The sequence below is a fragment of the Leeuwenhoekiella aequorea genome, from assembly GCF_004104375.1.
GTDB classification, from domain to species: Bacteria; Bacteroidota; Bacteroidia; order Flavobacteriales; family Flavobacteriaceae; genus Leeuwenhoekiella; species Leeuwenhoekiella aequorea.
In genome coordinates this window covers 272105-290314 of record NZ_QOVM01000004.1, presented here as the reverse complement: position 1 = coordinate 290314, position 18210 = coordinate 272105, and the positions used below count along the sequence as shown (strand labels likewise).

Below are 18210 nucleotides of genomic sequence, written 5' to 3'. Positions count from 1 at the left end.
ATGAAAAGAAGAGAGGTTTTAAAGAATATTGGTCTGGGAGCCGGCTATGTTATGGTAGCTCCAGCCGTTTTTAACTTATTGCAAAGTTGTAAAAGCGAACCTAAAAGCGACTGGGAGCCTGTTTATTTAAATGCGGCTAATGGATATGCTTTAACTAAAATACTTGATGTTATTTTACCTAAAGGAGATACACCGGGTGCTTCAGATTTAAATCTTGCACAGTTTATTGACAGCTACATGAACGAAGTAGCGGGAGACAAGCAAAAAGAAGAATTTAAATCTGGCGCAAATGCATTTGCATTAAGCTTTAAAGAGAATTTTGATAAAGAATTAATCGATGCAGATGATGAGGATTTTGAAAAAGCGGTAGCAAAGTATCTTGGGGCTGATAACGAAACCAGAGATGCTTACGTTAAACGTATTTCTGAAACTCAGGATCCAGATGCTCCAAAAGCTGATTTTGATGCTCACGCAGGATCGTATGCTTACCTAAGTGCGGTAAGAGATCTTGGAATCTGGGGATGGAAAAACAGCGAAGAGGTAGGAGAGAATGTAATGTGGTACGATCCTATTCCAGGGGCTTATATAGGCTGTATGCCAGAATCTGAAGCAGGCGCAGGAAAAGCAATGTCACTGTAATGAAAAGACGTTTATTTATACAAAAAGGAGCCCTTAGTGGCTCCTTTTTAGCTCTGGGTGGTACAGAGCTATTTGCATTACAGAATACTGTAAATCCAATGCCCAAGCATCATTTCAACTTAAATTATGCGCCGCACTTAGGGATGTTTAAAAATAGTGCAGGTAATGACCCTATTGCGCAAATAAATTTTATGGCCGACCAGGGATTTACAGCATTTGAGGATAATGAAATGCGTAATCGAGAGGTTTCAGAGCAAAACAGGATTGCTGAGGTAATGCGTTCACGTAATATGCAAATGGGTGTATTTGTAGCACATAAAATTTATTGGACCACTCCCAATCTTACTAGCGGCAATCAAAATTTGCGGGATGAATTTCTCTCAGACATAAAAGCTTCTATAAGTGTGGCAAAACGCGTTAATGCAAAATTTATGACAGTTGTACCGGGTTATATAGATATGACTCAAAATATAAACTATCAAACGGCTCATGTAATTGAAACGCTTAAACAAGCTTCTGCATTATTAGAGCCAGAGGGACTAGTAATGGTTTTGGAACCACTTAATTTTTATAACCATCCCGGATTATTTTTAAAAGAAAGTGGACAAGCTTATCAAATTTGCAAAGCAGTTGATAGTCCTTCGTGTAAAATACTTTTTGATATTTATCATCAACAAATACAAGAAGGTAACTTAATACCTAATATAGACGCATGTTGGGATGAGATCGCTTATTTTCAAATGGGTGATAATCCCGGTAGAAAAGAGCCAACAACAGGTGAGATTAATTATAAAAATATATTCAGGCATATTCACAAAAAAGGCTTCAATGGAATTTTGGGGATGGAGCATGGTAACTCGATTTCCGGTATAGCAGGAGAACAAGCAGTTATAGATGCCTACGTCGCGTGTGATAATTTTATATAGCAACTAATAGTAAAAAAACAGCGGGTGTTAACTCAAAAAGTTAACACCCGCTGTTTTTTTTTGATTCCGGAGAATGATAGAACTAGCGTTTATTCTTTTTAAGATCCAAATAAACCCCATTTGTCCAGCCAAAACCATCTTGCGTGGGATATTCTCCTCCTCCGGCAACTAATGTGGTGTCAATCACATTGTATTTTTCAAGCATTTTGCCGGTGCGTTTATAAACCTGATCATTAAGATTTAGCCAGCGAGAAGTAATTTTTTCGGCTAATGTATTTTTTCCATAAGATTCTAATCCGCGTACAGCGAGCCATTGGTGAGGTGGCCAGCCATTAGGACTGTCCCATTGTTGTTTATTTAATTCAAGTGTTGTTACCAGTCCGCCTGGTTTTAAAAATTGATTTTCCAAAACTTGAGAAACTGACTCTGCTTGTTTTTCTGAAGCTAATTTGAAATATAATGGATAAACCATAGCGAGTGAAAGGGTAGGGGAAGCTTCCTTTTTCATCATATTATAATCTACATATGTACCCTTCCTTTTGTCCCACAAATACGTGTCTATAGCTTTTTTACGGAGTGATGCAGCCTGTTCTAATGCTGTCGATCCTTTCTGGTCATTTGCATATTTGCGTACCTCTGCTAATGTTTGTTCTAGGTTATAAAGAAGCGCATTAAGATCTACGGGGATAATCTCTGTAGTTTGAATAGTAGCAATGTCATTAGGATCTTCAAACCATCTGCTGCTAAAATCCCACCCACTCTCGCATGCTGCTGAAATATTTAAATATACCTCTGCTGCATTACGTCCAGATTCTTCAGCAGTAGTGACATCTTCTAGATAACTTTCTGCTCGTGGAGTTGTCGTATTGCTGTAATATCTATTCAAAAAGCTTCCATCTGGCATCTTAATTATCCGATCTATAGCAGCATCTGAAGCAAGGGTTTCACTGCCTTTCATCCAGAATTCATATTCTTTTTCAAGCGCATCATGATACTTGAGATACACCTCACGCTCTTCTTTTATTTCTGCTAAAAGATTTACCATTTCAGCAAAAAAAGGAGGTTGTGAACGACCCAGATAGTAAGTTCTGTTTCCGTTAGGTATAAAGCCAATAGTTTCAATTTGATAAGCAAAATTGTCTAATATATTTTCTATTAGGTCTATTTCGCCTGCCTCTTTTAAGCCTAGAAGAATAAAATAACTATCCCAGTAATAAACCTCTTGAAAGCGACCGCCAGGAACTATGTAAGCGTTAGGTAGAGAAATTCTCGAGCCATTTTCTACGGCATCTGCATCTCTTTTTAAATAGGGCCATAATGCATTAATATGCTCAGAAGTAGATAGAGTAGTATCAGATTTGAATGTCGAAGTAGCTATTTCGGGAAGTGTAAAATTATCGAGCACAAAGGTTTTTAAATCAAAATCGGGTTGATTTTTTAGTTTTTTGTATCGAGCTAAAATTGTATCTGATGAAAACTTAGGTTCACAATCTACAAAGGTTTTTCCGTCAGGAAAAACACGATTCGTTTGTACTGCAACTAATAATTCACCAAAACGTTCTAAAGGATCTAAATTTTTATTTGGAAAACTATCAGATTCCTGATCTATAGTTTGGGTTTGAGATTCTTTTTTACAGGAAGTAAAAGATAGGGTCATTACAAGTACGAGTATGATGGAGTAGTAAGTTTTCATAATTTTTATAAAGCTAAAAAGCCCAAAAATTATTCAGTTCAATAACTTTTGGGCTTTTGATTAGAATATAAGATGTTGTCTTATTCTACAATAAATTTACCTTTCATTACACTGTAATGACCGGGGAAGCTACATATAAAATCATAAGTTCCAGGTTCTGGAGCATCAAATTCTATAGTGTCTGATTGACCGCCACCTATCATTTTTGTGTGAACAATTACAGCATCTGTATCTTCAGGGATATAGTCGTTATCTCTTGCTGCAGAGGCTTTAGCTCCAAAGGCAGGAATTTCCGTTCCTTGAGTTAATAAAACAAAATTGTGTCCCATTACTTCAACTGGCTGCTTCCCGGTGTGACGAAGGGTCAATTTTACTTTTTTACCTGCTGCTACGCGTATTTCATTTTTATCAAATTGCATTAAATCTGTAGCCAGAAGAACTACTTCTGTTACATTTTCATCTGCTTTTTTTGATGTTGAAGAAGTATTAGAACCAATTTTTACTTCCTCTTTTTCTTCCTTATTTTCTTTATCACCGCAGTTAACTAAAACAAGTGATAGTGCTAAAAGAAATGTGAATTTTAATGTTTTCATTAAGTTTTATTTTAAGTAAGGGCTAATATACGCAAGAATTTAGAGTACACCAACACCGGTATGACGTTAATAGTGGTAAAGTTAAGAATTACGATGCGCCTGTGCGTTAAAAAATTCTACTGTTCTTTTTTCATTATAAGTAATTCCTTTACCCGAAATAAAGCCTACGTGACCACCGCGTTCTGGCATCTCAAGATGTAAATATTCGTGATTTGCAGATAAATCTATAGGATAGCATTTTTCATTCAAAAAGCTGTCGTCTTTTGCATTAAGCAACAAAACGGGTAATTTAATATTTTTAAGAAACTGCCTGCTACTGCTTTTAGTATAGTAATCTAGTGCATCTGTAAAGCCATGAGCAGGAGCCGTGTAATACTCGTCAAACAAACGAAGAGATCTTATTTTTTTGTAATTATCTAACGTTAGATGCTCTGGATAATGGGATAGCTTCATTTTATATTTTGCTCTCAAATCTTTTAAGAAAGACCACCTATATACCCAGTTGCCAGGTTTTTCTAAAGCCCCTAAAGAATCGTATAAATCTACCGGCGTAGAAATGGCTACGGCAGCGGCTAAATTTGACGGTCGTTCTCTCTCTTCCCCTAGATACTTTAAAATTAAATTGCCACCTAAGCTAAACCCGCATAGATATAAAGAAGAGTCATTATATTTAGTGTTTATATGACTTATAATCTCTGCAACATCTTCTGATGCTCCAGAATGATACGATCTCAATTTGCTATTAATTTCACCACTGCAACTTCGTAAATTCACTGCAGCACAGAGATATCCGTTGTCTAGTAATTGCTTAATAGTTCCCAACATATACGTTCTTTTTGCGGTACCCTCAAGACCGTGAAAAAGAAGAACAATTTTTGAATTTCCCTTTGTATTCTGGGGGAAACTCCAATCTATATCTATAAAATCTTCGTCACTTAATACAAGGCGCTCCCGTTTTTGTTTAACACCATATACACGTCTAAATTTTGCTGCAAAAATGGTGTTGAAATGAGAATTCCTAAATGGACCTTTAGGTTTGTATGTAGAAGGAATTAAAGGCATTAATATAAAATATCGTCTTTAGGTTTTATAGTTTCGGGTAAGTCTTCTTCATTTAACATATCTCTCAAGTCGATTTCTATAGTTCTGCAAAGAGCCGTCATAGGGACATCATTTGCCTTACCTTCAAAAGGGTCTTCACTGTTGTCTCCTACATATTCCATAGTAGTAAAAATCCACATAATTAATACAGTAAATGGAATCATTTGAAGAAAGAGAAACGAGATTTGTCTTGCAGGTTCTATATCTTCGGAAACGTGATTCTCAAAAATATTTAATAACCCAAGCGGAAGTAACAGTACAAAAATCCATGTAAATACTTTTGAGAAATATCCATATTGTCTGGGAAATGGCGTGTTTTTGATACGCTCACACATTCCTTGAAAATCATAGAATTTACCAAGTGCTTCTTGTAATTGCATTTCCTGAAAGCCGTCTATAACTTGATCTTTTCTTAATCGCTGAATAATTAAAGCTTGATTTTTTATGAGATGTGTTGCAGGATTTGCTCGGTTTTTTGTCTCTTCATATTCACTGTGACCTACATATTGATGTGCTTCACTGCTATCTTGATTACGTTCTGCGTGACGGTCAAATAAACGTTCTATTAAAAGCCCTTCTTGAAGACTCCAGCTTCGGGGTTGTCTTAATTGAACACGTAATGCATTTAACCACGCTATATGTCTGTAAAATAAATCTCTCTTAATTTCTTGCTCAACTACAGGGTCATCAATGCTTATTAAGCTTAATACCCGCACTCCCCACGTACGACTCCAGTTAACAATCATTCCCCATATTTTACGACCTTCCCAAAAACGATCATAACTCTGACTGTTTTTAAAACCCAGATAAAAAGAGACCGCAATACCTATCACTGTTAACGGCTCAAAAGGGATATCTATAAAATACCATCCTAAATCGTGATAAACGAAAAAGATAGTTAAGGAATAAATTAGAAAAAAAATGAGTTCTTTCCAGGTGTAGCGCAGGATTAACTTCCAGCTAATATTTCTTCTAATTAACATATTTCAATTTTGTGTTGTCAAAGATAGTGGGATTTGTTTCTACAGTAATGGCTATTAAGGTAAATTTAAAATAGTATGCACGCATAGGATATTTCAATATCTTTGTGTTTTAATTGATAACTATGTACAAGAAAGATTTTGAAATTAGGTGGAGTGATATAGATGCAAACAGACATCTTGCAAATAGCGCATACATTAATTTTATGAGTCACACGCGTATGGCTTTTTTAATGGAAAATGGTTTTGGGCAGCAAGAAATGGCTAAACATAACATAGGCCCTGTCGTGTTTTATGAGCATATGTATTACTTTAAAGAAGTGTTTGCCGGTAAACCGGTAAGTGTCACATTACAATTAAAGGGAATCTCAGAAGATGGAATGTACTTTGAGTTTCAGCATGATTTCTATGATTATAAAGGAAGAAATTTTGCTAGTTGTGAGATGATGGGTGCTTGGATAGATTTAAAAGAGCGTAAACTTATAAGTCTTCCGGAAGAATTATATGCAAATCTCTCATCGTTAGAACGAACCGAAGATTTTAAAATCCTTACTAAAGAAGACACGCGACGTTTCGGCAAAAAGCCAAATGATCTAAGTGCTTAAGTAACTTTAGATTTTTTAGTACGGGTAGATAGATAAACACCTGCAAATATTAATAGGCCGGCTAGTGCTCTTACCGGCGTTATACGGTCTGCTCCTACAAGAACAGCAAATATTACAGCTATTAAAGGTTGTAAATAAATAAATGCACCTACAGTTGAGGCCTTGAGGGTCTTAAGTGCATACAAGTTTAAAAAGTAGGTTGAAAATGTGGTTCCTACCACTACAAATAGCATAATCCAGATTACCCGTGTAGGTAAATCTAACCAGTTAACATTGGTGAATTCTGAAATGGTAAAAGGCAGATTTAAGAATACACCAGTTAAAAACAGCCATTTCATAAGTGTCACCGTTGAATATTTATTTGTAATAGGTTTTACTAATATTAAGTATATGGCATAAGTAGCCCCATTAATAAAATAAAGAACATTTCCCAGCGGTATATTAGGAGCGTTTGCTTGTGTTGAAGCACCAAAGAGAACCAGCACTAAAGCACCTAACATCCCAATTGCAATACCGATGATTTTAATCGGTGATATTTTTTCTTTTAAAAATATAGCTGATAAAACAAGTAAAATAACCGGTGATAATGTGATAATAACAGAACTGTTAATGGGTGTTGATAAGCTTAAGCCTTTAAAAAATGCAAGCATATTAATAAACATTCCAAAAACAGCACAGCCAAAAAGTCGCGAGTAGTCTTTGGGATCTACTTTTTCTGACTTTGTAAAGAGGCTTGCAATCCAGAAAAGAGCTGCCGCTCCTACCACCCGCAATAAAATAAATCCGTAAGCGCCTATATACTGTGGCATAACCCCTTTAGCAAGCGTATGGTTTACGCCATAAATAGTGCTGGCACCAGTTGCTGCTAAAAGTGCTAATACGCGCTTATCCATAATTTAAGAGTGTATTGAAGCTTTAGCTTCAGCTACGACATTTTTGCTGTTACCTATAAATATTTTATCATTATTTACAATTACAGGTCTTTTGAGAAAGGTATAATGTTCTAAAATTAACTCCTCATAATCCTGCTCTTCCAGATTTTGTGTGTTTAGATCTCGTTCTCTATACAAGCGCGCACGTTTATTAAAGAGCATTTCAAAACTGCCGCAAAGATTATGTAGTTCATCGAGTTGCTCCTCGGTAATAGGATCTGTCTTTAAATCCTGTTTAATAAATGCAGAAGGGAGTTCCACTTCCTTTAAAATTCGTGTACAGGTATCACAAGTAGATAAGTAATAGACTTTTTTCAAAATAAGAAATTTAGAGATTCAGTAAGGTACAAAGTAATTGCATTTAGCGCAAAAATGGTACTTTTAGAAAAACTTACATTATGGGCTTCACGTTTGATTATACTTTAGATATTACTCGCAAAAATCGTGAACTGTTAAAAGGGTTTTTGAAAACAACAACCTTACAGGATTTAAATAAAATTCCTGCTGGTTTTAATAATAACATTATCTGGAATATTGCTCACGTCATCGCAACACAACAAATCCTTGTATATAAATTTAGTGGTAATGAAACCCGGGTTTCTCAGGATTTTATAGAGAGGTATCGCAAAGGTACCAGACCTGAGCAAGATATTGCACAAAGTAATCTTATAACTATATGCGAATTATTATCTACTACGATAGATTGCGTGGCAGAAGATTATAAGGCAGGTATATTTAAAGATTACAATTCGTACACGGTTTCTACTGGGAGTACCTTAACTACAGTTGAAGAGGCTATAACGTTCAATAATTTTCATGAAGGAATACACTTCGGTTCCATTTTGGCCTTGCGTCGTGCTATAAATCTATCGAAAGGTATTCTTTAACCTCCTCAAGGGGTAAAGTGATTATTATTTGCCCTTCTGCATAGGAGGCAATCTCATAAGGATTATATACCAGAAGCAGCTCTTGATCGTTAAACCCTACATTAGCCGGTAAAATAAATTCTTCATTTTCAAAAAAGTAACCTGTGCTGTTTATATTTTCTTCGGCAGCAATACCTTTTTGTTTTTTGAATTTCGTTTCAGCTAACTTTAAAAATTCGGTTTGATTCTTAATCAAATCATTTATTGATAAGGTCTTTCCGGTACTCTTATCAAAGTTTAAATATGATGTGCTTCCATAGCCGTGCGCCCCTCCCCAATAGCTGTAGTTCTCAATACTCATACTCAACAAAACATCTGTATTTGAGCTTATAGAAGACTTGCTGGTAAATACATATTCTGCGGAAGCATCAGGGAATTCTTCCTTGTAGGAACGATAGCTGGTTGCAAAATTTTTTAATGCAGCTTCTAAGGTTAAAATTTTACTGCTTTCATCTGGATCGATGGTTAAATTTTCAATCAGCAGTTGTTCAATTGCATTATTTATACTGTCGGCAAGCTCTTGATTACCGATCGCAGTAACTCTTTCAATTTCAATTTCAGGGCAAATATTTTCTTTACAGAAATCTAAAGTTGAAGACGTATAGCTTTTGGTTTCAAAAGTTAAATTAGATTCTTTTTTCTGGCAACCGGCTACTATAAAAAGAATTATAGAAATGCTAAAAAGTTTTTTCAAAATAATATTTTTAAGCCTGTTAAACATTGGATAAAGGTACATTGATTTTTGGCAATGGATAATTAGCGTGGTACATTTAATAAAAGTTTAAAATTTATGAAATTCAATACTAAAACAATACACGGAGGTCAGCAAAATACAGATCCTGCGTTTGGTAGTGTAATGCCACCTATTTATCAGACATCCACATATTCTCAAACAACTCCAGGTGGTCATAAAGGTTTTGAATATTCACGAAGTGGTAATCCTACGCGTAAGGCTTTAGAAGATGCTTTAGCAAGTATAGAAAATGGAAATTTTGGTCTTGCTTTTGGTTCTGGATTAGCTGCTATCGATGCAGTTTTAAAACTTTTTAAACCAGGTGATGAGATAATTTCTACAAATGATTTGTATGGTGGATCTTATCGTTTATTTACTAAAATATTTGAAGGTTTTGGAATTAAATTTCATTTTGTAGGAATGCAGGATACTTCAAAAATTGAAGCTGCAATTACAGATAAAACAAAGCTAATCTGGGTAGAAACCCCTACAAACCCTATGATGAACATTATAGATGTAGTAGCTGTTTCTAAAGTGGCTAAAGCTCATAATGTGTTACTTGCTGTAGATAATACATTTGCCACACCCTATTTACAACAACCTTTAGATTTAGGAGCAGATATAGTTATGCATAGTGTAACAAAATATTTAGGAGGTCATAGTGACCTTGTAATGGGCGCTCTTATTGTAAAAGATAAAGAGCTTGCAGATAAACTTTATTTTATACAAAATGCGAGTGGAGCCGTTAGCGGGCCGCAGGATAGTTTTCTAGCGCTACGCGGAATTAAAACGCTTCATGTGCGTATGCAACGTCATTGTGAAAATGGTAAAGCAGTAGCACATTTCTTAAAGGACCACCCAAAAGTTGATCAAGTTTACTGGCCTGGTTTTGAAGATCATCCTAAATATGATATTGCGAAAAAACAAATGAGAGATTTTGGGGGTATGGTTTCTTTTACTACTAAAAATGATTCTCTTGAGGGAGCAGTAGCGGTAGTAGAAAATTTAAAAGTTTTTACACTAGCAGAGAGTTTAGGAGGTGTAGAGAGTCTAGCCGGGCATCCTGCAAGTATGACGCACGCTAGTATTCCAAAAGAAGAGCGAGAAAAAACGGGAGTTAAAGATTCATTAATACGCTTAAGCGTTGGAATTGAAGATATAGATGACCTTCTTGAAGATTTGAAACAAGCATTAAATTAAAGATACTTAAAAATTTAAGTAATAGATATACCCAATATTTAGCCATACGATAGAGTCGTCATATCTATTTGGCGGGTAAAATTCGGGGTCGGGATTAAGACCATCTACCCAGTTTGAATAGTATTTGTGATAACGAAATTCAAGATTAATATCACTTAGTTCACTTAATTTATAGCGTAGTCCTATGCTACCTGTAAGCGCCCAGGTAGTGCCGGCGCTATCATCAATACCTCCTAGTTCTCCATCACCAATTAGAAATTTGTCAAAATAAATATCTTCTGGTGTGGCGCCATCAACATCTTGAATTGAGGAGTAGGAAGGATTGTAACCTACGAAGTGCGCTCCTAAACTTATATACGGTGCTATTTTATAACCTCCAGCTTGAAAATCTCGTATACTTTTAGGAAAATATTCTAGTTGCATTCCCAATTCATAAACTAAAGATGTTCCTTGATGGTCTCTTAAGTCATAACCTTCTGGAGTTTCCTTTTTAGATTCAACACCCTCGTGTGTAAATTTTGAATAGTGTAAATCTGCTTCCGTTCTTAATTTAAAATGGTCATTAAAATATTTATCTCTCGTGTAACAGTTGCAATCTGAACGGTAAGCAAAATTCATATAATGTACGATACCTACTCCTATTCCTACATTGTTAATATTAGTATCGAAGTTCTCCCGAAGACCAAAATCTGATTGAAAAAGTAAAGGACCTGCGATTATTCCTACTTCATTTGAGAAGCCGAATTGTGCTTTCACCACTAAAGGCATTGAAAAACAGAAGAATAATACCGCAAGTAGGATTTTGGTATTCATTTATTATTGGGGATATTTATAGAACAAATATACTAAAACATCCGATTTAACCTAAATTTATGCACTTGGTAGATTTTTTGTTTGTGAATAGATAAAACCATTTGAGCTATATTAAGAATATATAAAAAATAAAGCCTGATTTTTATTGATATCATATATTTGTACCGCATTAACGTGTAAAAAATTATAATTATTAAAAACTTTAATATGTCAGATAGCATTAAAAAGTTCGTCGACTCTGTTGAAAAAGCAAATCCTAATGAGCCAGAATTTATTCAAGCGGTTCAGGAGGTTGCTGAAACTGTGATCCCATTTATTGAAAAAAATGCTAAATACCAAAATAAGAAGCTTTTAGAACGAATGGTAGAGCCAGAGCGTGCTATCTTATTCAGAATTCCTTGGGTTGATGATTCAGGAGAAACTCAAATTAATAAAGGTTATCGAGTTGAATTTAATTCTGCTATAGGACCTTACAAAGGAGGACTAAGATTTCACCCTTCAGTAAACCTGAGTATTTTAAAATTTTTAGGATTTGAACAGGTTTTTAAAAATAGTCTTACTTCATTACCTATGGGCGGAGGTAAAGGAGGTTCAGATTTTAATCCAAGAGGTAAAAGTGATGCTGAGGTTATGCGATTTTGCCAGAGTTTTATGACAGAGCTTTATCGCCACATTGGCCCTAATACAGATGTACCTGCGGGAGATATTGGAGTAGGTGGTCGTGAGATAGGTTATATGTTTGGTCAATACAAACGTATCCGCAATGAGTTTACTGGAATTCTTACTGGTAAAGGATTGTCCTATGGCGGCTCTAAAATTCGTCCAGAAGCTACAGGGTATGGAAATGTATATTTCACCAAATTTATGTTGAATAATATAGGAGAGAAAATGACGGGTAAAACTGTTGTGATCTCTGGTTCTGGAAATGTGGCTCAATATGCTGCAGAAAAAGCAATGCAGCTCGATGCAAAAGTAATTACGATGTCTGATTCGGATGGGTTTATATATGACGCAGCAGGTTTAGATAAGCACAAGCTGGCTCATATTATGGAAATTAAAAATGAGCGTCGTGGTAGAATTAAAGAATATTTAGATAAATATCCAGATGCAGAATTTCACGAGGGTAAAACTCCTTGGGGTGTAAAATGTGATATCGCGCTTCCTTGTGCTACTCAAAACGAACTTGACAAAGCAGATGCTGAATTACTCGTTCAAAACGGTGTTATGAGTGTAGGGGAAGGTGCAAATATGCCGTGTACTCCTGAGGCTGTTGAGATTTTTGTAAAGGCAAAAATATTATTTTCTCCAGGTAAAGCGTCAAATGCTGGAGGTGTTGCTACTTCTGGACTAGAAATGTCGCAAAACAGTATGAGATATAACTGGTCTGCAGAAGAAGTTGATAAAAAACTACATGAGATTATGTATGATATTCACAAAGCTTGCGTGGAATACGGTGCACAAGAAGATGGTTTTGTAGATTATGTAAAAGGGGCAAATATTGCAGGATTTGTGAAAGTGGCAGATGCAATGCTTGCGCAAGGAATTGTCTAAATAATAATACAAAATAGATAAGTTGAAACCTCGAAATTGCTTCGAGGTTTTTTTGTGAGGTAAATTGTACTTTTAGCATTCTGGTAATAGCCGCTTATGTTCAAAAAACTCTTGATTGTATTGGTTTTTGCATGCTCCTTTTTTTGTGTGCAAGGGCAGGACTATTATAGTTTGTGGACAGGGCATTTCTCCTATAATTCAATAGTATCTATTGCGGCTGGTGATCGTGAAGTTTATGTAGCGTCGCAAAATTCAGTATTTAGTTATTCACTATCTACAAATGAAACCAAGACGTACTCTACAATAGATGGTTTAACGGGAGAACTTATAAGTACAGTTTATTATAGTGCATCAACGGGTATCTTATTCGTTGGGTACTACTCAGGCTTGATAGATTTGATATTGCCAGATGGTACGGTGTCAACTTTGGTTGCTATTCGAGATAAGCCGGTTATACTTCCATCAGAAAAGGCTATAAATCATTTTTACGAAAACGAAAATATACTTTACATCGCTACCGGTTTTGGGATCTCTTTGTTTGATCTGGATAGATTAGAGTTTAAAGATTCCTATTTTATAGGCAATAACGGCACGCGTCTTCCTATTCTGCAGACGATAATTTTTGAGGATTTTATTTACGCAGCTTCTCCTACAGGAGGATTGAGACGTGCTAAAGCCGCTGCCGATAATCTTATAGATTTTAAAAATTGGGAGACAATAGATTCTCAAGGATGGCTTGGTTTACAACGAGTAGCAACTACTTTATTTGGAGTTCGTTCTGATCAGACATTGCAACAGTTGTCGTCTGATTCTTTTAGTACAATAGCAAATTTTGTGGGTGTACCAAAACAAATAGGCGCTAACGAGGATGAGCTACTTATTACTTTTGAAAACGAAATTCAAACATACTCTTCACAAGGAACCTTAAAAGAGACGATTTATACAAGTCCTCAATATTTTAGTGGTTATAATGCAGCGATTAAATTTGACGGAGCTTTTTATATAGGAACGGCCCAAAATGGCTTACTCATTACCTCATCAAGCTCGATTGATAAGGCATTAGCTATTATTCCAGAAGGACCTTTGCGGAATGATCCATTTAATATTGAAGCTGCATTTGGTGAATTGTGGGTGGTTTTTGGAGACTATAGTGATGCATACAATCCCTATCCTTTAAAGCAGCGAGGTGTAAGTAATTTACGTGAAGAAACGTGGCTAAATATTCCATACAGTGAGCTGTTGGGTGCAAATAATATAACAAATATCACTTTCAACCCAGATGATGCTAGCCAGGTCTTTCTGAGCTCGTATAATTCTGGTCTTTTAGAATTAAATGATAAAGTTCCTGTGCGTTTATATAATGAGACTAATAGCGGGTTAAGTGAGGTCCCCTCAAATCCCACAGACGTTAGAATAAACGGTGCTGCTTTTGATGTTTCCGGTAATTTATGGATGACCAATAGCCTGGTTAAAAACGGTTTGGCAAAGAAAGAAGGAGCTGTAATACAAGGTATATCTGTCGCAGATATTTTACCAGACTTCGATGAGATCAATGCATATACCGAAGTAGTTACAGATCGCCGAGGCAATGTCTATTTTGGCACTTCAAATCGTGGGTTAATTGGATATAATCCGCAATCTAAAAGTTTTATTCGCCTTGATGAGAATAGATCTAATTTGCCGTCTAATGCTATTTTATCACTTGCAATAGATTTAAATGGAAGTTTATGGATAGGCACTGCAGCCGGATTAAGAATCTTAACAAGTCCTGCTCAAATGTTTGATGAGCCCGATATACAAACGCGTAAAATTATAATTGAAGATAACGGTGTAGCAGTAGAGTTATTGGGCGAGCAAGTGATACGTACTATAGCCGTGGATGGAAATAATAATAAATGGGTAGGAACCGTAGGCAGTGGAGCATTTTATTTTACGTCAAATGGACTTGAAACTTTAAAACAATTCGGAACAAATAATTCTCCATTACCATCAAATAATATTCAAGATATTACAATAGATGATCAATCTGGAGAAGTTTATTTCGCTACTGCATTAGGACTGGTTTCCTATAGAGGATCTGCTGTTGCTGCAAAAGAGACGCTCGAAGACGCACGAGTTTTTCCTAATCCTGTTAGACCAGATTATAGCGGCTTAGTTACACTAGATGGTTTAACTGAAAATGCAACGATTAAAATTACAGACCTTAATGGAAATCTTGTTTATGAAGAAGAAAGTGAAGGTGGTAGCATTCAATGGGATACTACTGCATTTGGAAAATATAAAGTCGCATCGGGTGTTTATTTCATTTTAATCACTGCTGAAGATGCTGTTGAAACAAAGATTATTAAATTAATGATCATTCGGTAATGTTAGTAAATACGCGCGCCATAGTAATTTCAGCTTTAAAATATGGAGAGGCAGATTTAATTGTAAAATGTTTTACCGAAGAGGCGGGCTTAAAAACATATTTGCTGCGATCTATTTTAAAATCAAAAAAAGGAAAACTACGCACAGCAATGTTTCAACCGGCTACACAACTTGAGCTTGTAGCTATGCATAAGGATAAGGGGACTTTAGAAAGTATACGGGAAGCTAAAGTATTACAACCTTATTTAAGTTTGCATACCGATATTTTGAAATCTAGTATCGTTCTTTTTTTATCTGAAATGTTGCGCAACGCCATTCAGGAAGAGGAAGAGAACAGACCGCTTTATGCATTTTTAGAACACGCATTTATGTGGCTCGATTTAAATACACATACCGCGAATTTTCATTTACTATTTCTGCTTGAACTAACTAAATATTTAGGTTTTTATCCAGATACTTCAAACATCAATTATTCTAATTTTAATTTAGAGTCTGGTAATTTTGAAAATGTCGAGACGCTGTATAGTGTTTCCGAAAAAAATTTAGATACTTTAAAAATTCTTCTGGGTATAAATTTTGATGCATTATCAGAATTAAAATTAAACCAAAGGCGCCGTGCGGCATTTGTAAATATGCTCTTGAGCTATTATGAATTACATTTGCACAGTTTTAGAAAACCCAAGTCTCTGGCTGTTCTGAGTGCACTTTTCAACTAACTGATATTTATGCGATTTCTCTTATTCTTACTATTTATAATTCTGAAAATATCTTTTGCAACTGCTCAGAATATTACGGTTTACGATAATGAGAGTCACGAACCTATAGAAGGCGCAATGCTCTATAATGCTTTAAAAACAAATACAGCAATTACAAATGAACATGGAATTGTAGATATATCACTCTTTACAAATGCCGAAACAATTTACATATCTCACGTTTCACATATACTTAAGAAAACAACAAAGGCTGCTTTAATCGCTTCTGGAAATAGGGTGTATTTGTTGGATAACGAAAACCAATTGAATGAAGTGGTACTTTCGGTATCTAAATTTGAACAGCAAACAAAAGACATAACTCAAAAAGTTATTCGGCTTGATGCCGAAGATGTTGAGCTTAAAAATCCACAAACAACTGCAGATTTTTTAAGTCAAAGTGGGCAGGTTTATGTACAAAAAAGCCAGTTAGGAGGCGGGAGCCCTATGATTAGGGGCTTTTCTACAAATCGTTTGTTGATTACTGTGGATGGTGTACGTATGAATACCGCAATATTTAGATCGGGAAATCTTCAGAATGTTATCAATATAGACCCATTTACGATAGATCAAACCGAAGTTATTCTTGGTCCCGGCTCTGTGGTTTATGGGAGTGACGCGGTGGGCGGTGTGATGAATTTTTATACAAAGAAGCCGTCATTTTCTTTTGAAGAAGGAACTTCTTTTTCAGGAATGGGGCTTACACGTTATGCAACTGCAAATAATGAAAAGACCGGGCACCTAGATTTGAATTTCGGTTTGAAAAAATGGGCTTTTCTAAGTAGTATTAGTTACTCTGACTTTGACGATCTGCGCATGGGTGGGCACGGTCCCGATGATTATCTGAGACCAGAATACGTTAAAATTAGTGATGGTGTTGATACCGTTGTAGAGAATGAAGACCCTAATGTGCAGAATCCTACTGGGTTTAATTTGCTTAATCTCACTCAGAAAGTTCGTTTTATGCCTAATAGTATCTGGGATCTTAATCTGGGGCTGCATTACAGCACTACCTCAGACTATTCAAGATACGATCGTTTAACCCGTAAACGTGGTGATGAATTGCGTTCTGCTGAGTGGTACTACGGTCCGCAAACTTGGTTTTTAGGAAATCTTCAGGTAGATAAAAAAGGGAATGGAGATATTTATGATAATGCAAAATTAACGGCAGCTTACCAATATTTTGAAGAAAGTAGAAATGATCGAGATTTTAATAATCCCATATTGTATTCAACCGAAGAGCAGGTAAATGCCTATTCTTTAGGTCTCGATTTCACTAAAAAACTTTCTGAAAACAGATTGTTTTACGGTTTGGAATATGTGTATAATAAAGTTAATTCCTTAGGAAATCAAACCAATATAAATACCGGTGAGCAGGCTGCAACAGCCAGTAGATATCCCGATAATTCGAGCTGGCAATCTCTAGCGGCTTATTTAAGTGGTCAATTTAATCTTGCTGAAAAATTAACGCTTCAAACCGGTTTGCGCTATAACCATATTTTAATTAATGCCGCGTTTGATGATACTTTTTATGATTTTCCGTTCGAAGATGCGAATGTAAACTTTGGAAATCTCACCGGTTCTGCAGGTTTAAACTGGCAGACCAGCGACATACTCGATTTAAAATTGAATTTGGGGACTGCCTTTAGAGCGCCTAATATTGATGATATAGGTAAAATATTTGATAGTGAGGCGGGTTCTGTAGTGGTTCCTAATCCTAATTTGAAAGCAGAGTACGCCTATAATGCAGAGATAGGTGCGGCACTTAAAGTTGGCGAATCACTTAGATTGGATTTAACTACTTATTATACGCATTTAGAAAATGCATTAGTGCGTCGCGATTTTAATCTTGAGGGTGTAACGGTTATTGATTATCAGGGCGAGCCCAGTAATGTGCAAGCGATTCAAAATGCAGCACGTGCTGAGGTTTATGGTATCGAAGCCGGTTTAGAGTATTTATTTTCTAAAAATGTGAAGTTCACCTCTCATATTAATATCACAGAAGGTAGTCAAGAAGAAGATGACGGTAGTAACGCACCCTTGCGTCATGCGGCTCCATTATTTGGGAATACACATTTAATTTACCGACTTAATAAATGGAAGTTTGATGCCTCAGCAGAATACAATGGGGAGATTGCTTATGAAGATCTTGCACCTTCGCAAATTGCTAATGATTATTTATATGCACTAGATGCAGACGGGAATCCGTATTCTCCTAAATGGTATACGCTAAATCTATATAGCGAGTATCAAGTAGCGCAAAACTGGAAGGCCACCGCTGCCTTAGAAAACATTACAGACCAACGCTACCGCCCTTATTCTTCTGGGATTTCTGCGCCGGGACGGAATTTGATTTTAGCGTTGAAGTATAGTTTTTAGAGCCTGCTCCTTATTGGCAA

At 36.0% G+C, this 18210-nt stretch carries 16 protein-coding genes and 1 pseudogene; 9 read left to right on the top strand and 8 right to left on the bottom strand.

Annotated elements, in window-relative coordinates; translation table 11 throughout:
- Positions 1-639 carry a gluconate 2-dehydrogenase subunit 3 family protein gene (locus tag DSM00_RS10935; protein WP_128758049.1) on the top strand — a complete coding sequence of 213 codons (639 nt, stop codon included), beginning with the start codon at positions 1-3 and terminating at the stop codon, positions 637-639.
- Positions 639-1565: a hydroxypyruvate isomerase family protein gene (locus DSM00_RS10930; protein ID WP_128758048.1), complete on the top strand. Its 927-nt coding sequence runs from the start codon at positions 639-641 to the stop codon at positions 1563-1565. Before DSM00_RS10935 ends, DSM00_RS10930 begins: the two co-directional genes overlap by 1 nt.
- An 82-nt stretch (positions 1566-1647) precedes the next feature.
- Here DSM00_RS10930 and treF read toward each other — a convergent pair whose 3' ends face one another.
- The 4 genes from treF to DSM00_RS10910 all read right to left on the bottom strand — a co-directional run bounded on the left by treF (position 1648) and on the right by DSM00_RS10910 (position 5935).
- Positions 1648-3258 carry an alpha,alpha-trehalase TreF gene (gene treF / locus DSM00_RS10925; protein WP_164916321.1) on the bottom strand — a complete coding sequence of 537 codons (1611 nt, stop codon included), beginning with the start codon at positions 3256-3258 and terminating at the stop codon, positions 1648-1650.
- Positions 3259-3338: 80 nt separating this feature from the next.
- Entirely contained in the window at positions 3339-3851 is a 513-nt protein-coding gene (gene azu / locus DSM00_RS10920) for an azurin (RefSeq protein ID WP_128758046.1), read from the bottom strand.
- A gap of 81 nt (positions 3852-3932) precedes the next feature.
- Positions 3933-4913 (bottom strand): YheT family hydrolase, encoded by a 981-nt coding sequence (locus DSM00_RS10915; protein WP_128758045.1) that lies wholly within the window; start codon positions 4911-4913, stop codon positions 3933-3935.
- Entirely contained in the window at positions 4913-5935 is a 1023-nt protein-coding gene (locus DSM00_RS10910; RefSeq protein ID WP_128758044.1) for a bestrophin family protein, read from the bottom strand. Before DSM00_RS10910 ends, DSM00_RS10915 begins: the two co-directional genes overlap by 1 nt.
- Positions 5936-6057: 122 nt before the next feature.
- Here DSM00_RS10910 and DSM00_RS10905 point away from each other — a divergent pair, with 122 nt between their 5' ends.
- Positions 6058-6537 (top strand): acyl-CoA thioesterase, encoded by a 480-nt coding sequence (locus DSM00_RS10905; RefSeq protein WP_128758043.1) that lies wholly within the window; start codon positions 6058-6060, stop codon positions 6535-6537.
- On the opposite strand, the gene DSM00_RS10900 is transcribed toward DSM00_RS10905, so the two are convergent.
- Positions 6534-7430, bottom strand: a complete 897-nt coding sequence (locus tag DSM00_RS10900; protein WP_128758042.1) for a DMT family transporter — start codon at positions 7428-7430, stop codon at positions 6534-6536. The two genes, DSM00_RS10905 and DSM00_RS10900, sit on opposite strands and share 4 nt — an antisense overlap.
- Before the next feature lie 3 nt (positions 7431-7433).
- Positions 7434-7787 carry an arsenate reductase family protein gene (locus tag DSM00_RS10895; protein ID WP_128758041.1) on the bottom strand — a complete coding sequence of 118 codons (354 nt, stop codon included), beginning with the start codon at positions 7785-7787 and terminating at the stop codon, positions 7434-7436.
- Between the two features lie 80 nt (positions 7788-7867).
- Between DSM00_RS10895 and DSM00_RS10890 the strand changes: the two genes are divergently transcribed.
- Entirely contained in the window at positions 7868-8356 is a 489-nt protein-coding gene (locus DSM00_RS10890) for a DinB family protein (protein WP_128758040.1), read from the top strand.
- On the opposite strand, the gene DSM00_RS10885 is transcribed toward DSM00_RS10890, so the two are convergent.
- The gene (locus DSM00_RS10885) at positions 8328-9089 is read right to left on the bottom strand and encodes a DUF3298 and DUF4163 domain-containing protein (protein ID WP_164916320.1); all 762 of its coding nucleotides are present in this window, start codon (positions 9087-9089) and stop codon (positions 8328-8330) included. The genes DSM00_RS10890 and DSM00_RS10885 overlap by 29 nt on opposite strands.
- Before the next feature lie 93 nt (positions 9090-9182).
- On the opposite strand from DSM00_RS10885, the pseudogene DSM00_RS10880 reads away from it, so the two are divergent.
- Positions 9183-10328 (top strand): annotated as a pseudogene (locus DSM00_RS10880) (cystathionine gamma-synthase); the annotation flags it as partial.
- A 6-nt stretch (positions 10329-10334) separates the two neighbouring features.
- Here the strand turns inward: DSM00_RS10880 and DSM00_RS10875 are convergent.
- Positions 10335-11141, bottom strand: coding sequence for a THC0290_0291 family protein (locus DSM00_RS10875; protein WP_128758037.1), 807 nt, complete (start codon positions 11139-11141; stop codon positions 10335-10337).
- A gap of 207 nt (positions 11142-11348) precedes the next feature.
- Here DSM00_RS10875 and gdhA point away from each other — a divergent pair, with 207 nt between their 5' ends.
- From gdhA to DSM00_RS10855, 4 genes are all read left to right on the top strand, one after another.
- Positions 11349-12692: an NADP-specific glutamate dehydrogenase gene (gene gdhA, locus DSM00_RS10870; protein ID WP_128758036.1), complete on the top strand. Its 1344-nt coding sequence runs from the start codon at positions 11349-11351 to the stop codon at positions 12690-12692.
- Between the two features lie 96 nt (positions 12693-12788).
- Positions 12789-15059 (top strand): type IX secretion system anionic LPS delivery protein PorZ, encoded by a 2271-nt coding sequence (porZ, locus tag DSM00_RS10865; RefSeq protein WP_128758035.1) that lies wholly within the window; start codon positions 12789-12791, stop codon positions 15057-15059.
- Complete coding sequence (recO, locus tag DSM00_RS10860; protein WP_128758034.1) at positions 15059-15775, top strand: DNA repair protein RecO; 717 nt, start codon at positions 15059-15061, stop codon at positions 15773-15775. The genes porZ and recO overlap by 1 nt, the downstream gene beginning before the upstream one ends.
- Positions 15776-15784: 9 nt before the next feature.
- A complete protein-coding gene (locus DSM00_RS10855) occupies positions 15785-18190 on the top strand; it encodes a TonB-dependent receptor plug domain-containing protein (RefSeq protein ID WP_128758033.1) in 2406 nt (801 codons plus the stop codon).
- Positions 18191-18210: the final 20 nt, after the last annotated feature.

Bases quoted from the DNA above. Each gene is read 5' to 3' on its own strand.
- DSM00_RS10935 (WP_128758049.1), top strand. From the start codon at position 1: ATGAAAAGAAGAGAGGTTTTAAAGAATATTGGTCTGGGAGCCGGCTAT.
- DSM00_RS10930 (WP_128758048.1), top strand. From the start codon at position 639: ATGAAAAGACGTTTATTTATACAAAAAGGAGCCCTTAGTGGCTCCTTT.
- treF (WP_164916321.1), bottom strand. From the start codon at position 3,258: ATGAAAACTTACTACTCCATCATACTCGTACTTGTAATGACCCTATCT.
- azu (WP_128758046.1), bottom strand. From the start codon at position 3,851: ATGAAAACATTAAAATTCACATTTCTTTTAGCACTATCACTTGTTTTA.
- DSM00_RS10915 (WP_128758045.1), bottom strand. From the start codon at position 4,913: ATGCCTTTAATTCCTTCTACATACAAACCTAAAGGTCCATTTAGGAAT.
- DSM00_RS10910 (WP_128758044.1), bottom strand. From the start codon at position 5,935: ATGTTAATTAGAAGAAATATTAGCTGGAAGTTAATCCTGCGCTACACC.
- DSM00_RS10905 (WP_128758043.1), top strand. From the start codon at position 6,058: ATGTACAAGAAAGATTTTGAAATTAGGTGGAGTGATATAGATGCAAAC.
- DSM00_RS10900 (WP_128758042.1), bottom strand. From the start codon at position 7,430: ATGGATAAGCGCGTATTAGCACTTTTAGCAGCAACTGGTGCCAGCACT.
- DSM00_RS10890 (WP_128758040.1), top strand. From the start codon at position 7,868: ATGGGCTTCACGTTTGATTATACTTTAGATATTACTCGCAAAAATCGT.
- DSM00_RS10875 (WP_128758037.1), bottom strand. From the start codon at position 11,141: ATGAATACCAAAATCCTACTTGCGGTATTATTCTTCTGTTTTTCAATG.
- gdhA (WP_128758036.1), top strand. From the start codon at position 11,349: ATGTCAGATAGCATTAAAAAGTTCGTCGACTCTGTTGAAAAAGCAAAT.
- porZ (WP_128758035.1), top strand. From the start codon at position 12,789: ATGTTCAAAAAACTCTTGATTGTATTGGTTTTTGCATGCTCCTTTTTT.
- recO (WP_128758034.1), top strand. From the start codon at position 15,059: ATGTTAGTAAATACGCGCGCCATAGTAATTTCAGCTTTAAAATATGGA.
- DSM00_RS10855 (WP_128758033.1), top strand. From the start codon at position 15,785: ATGCGATTTCTCTTATTCTTACTATTTATAATTCTGAAAATATCTTTT.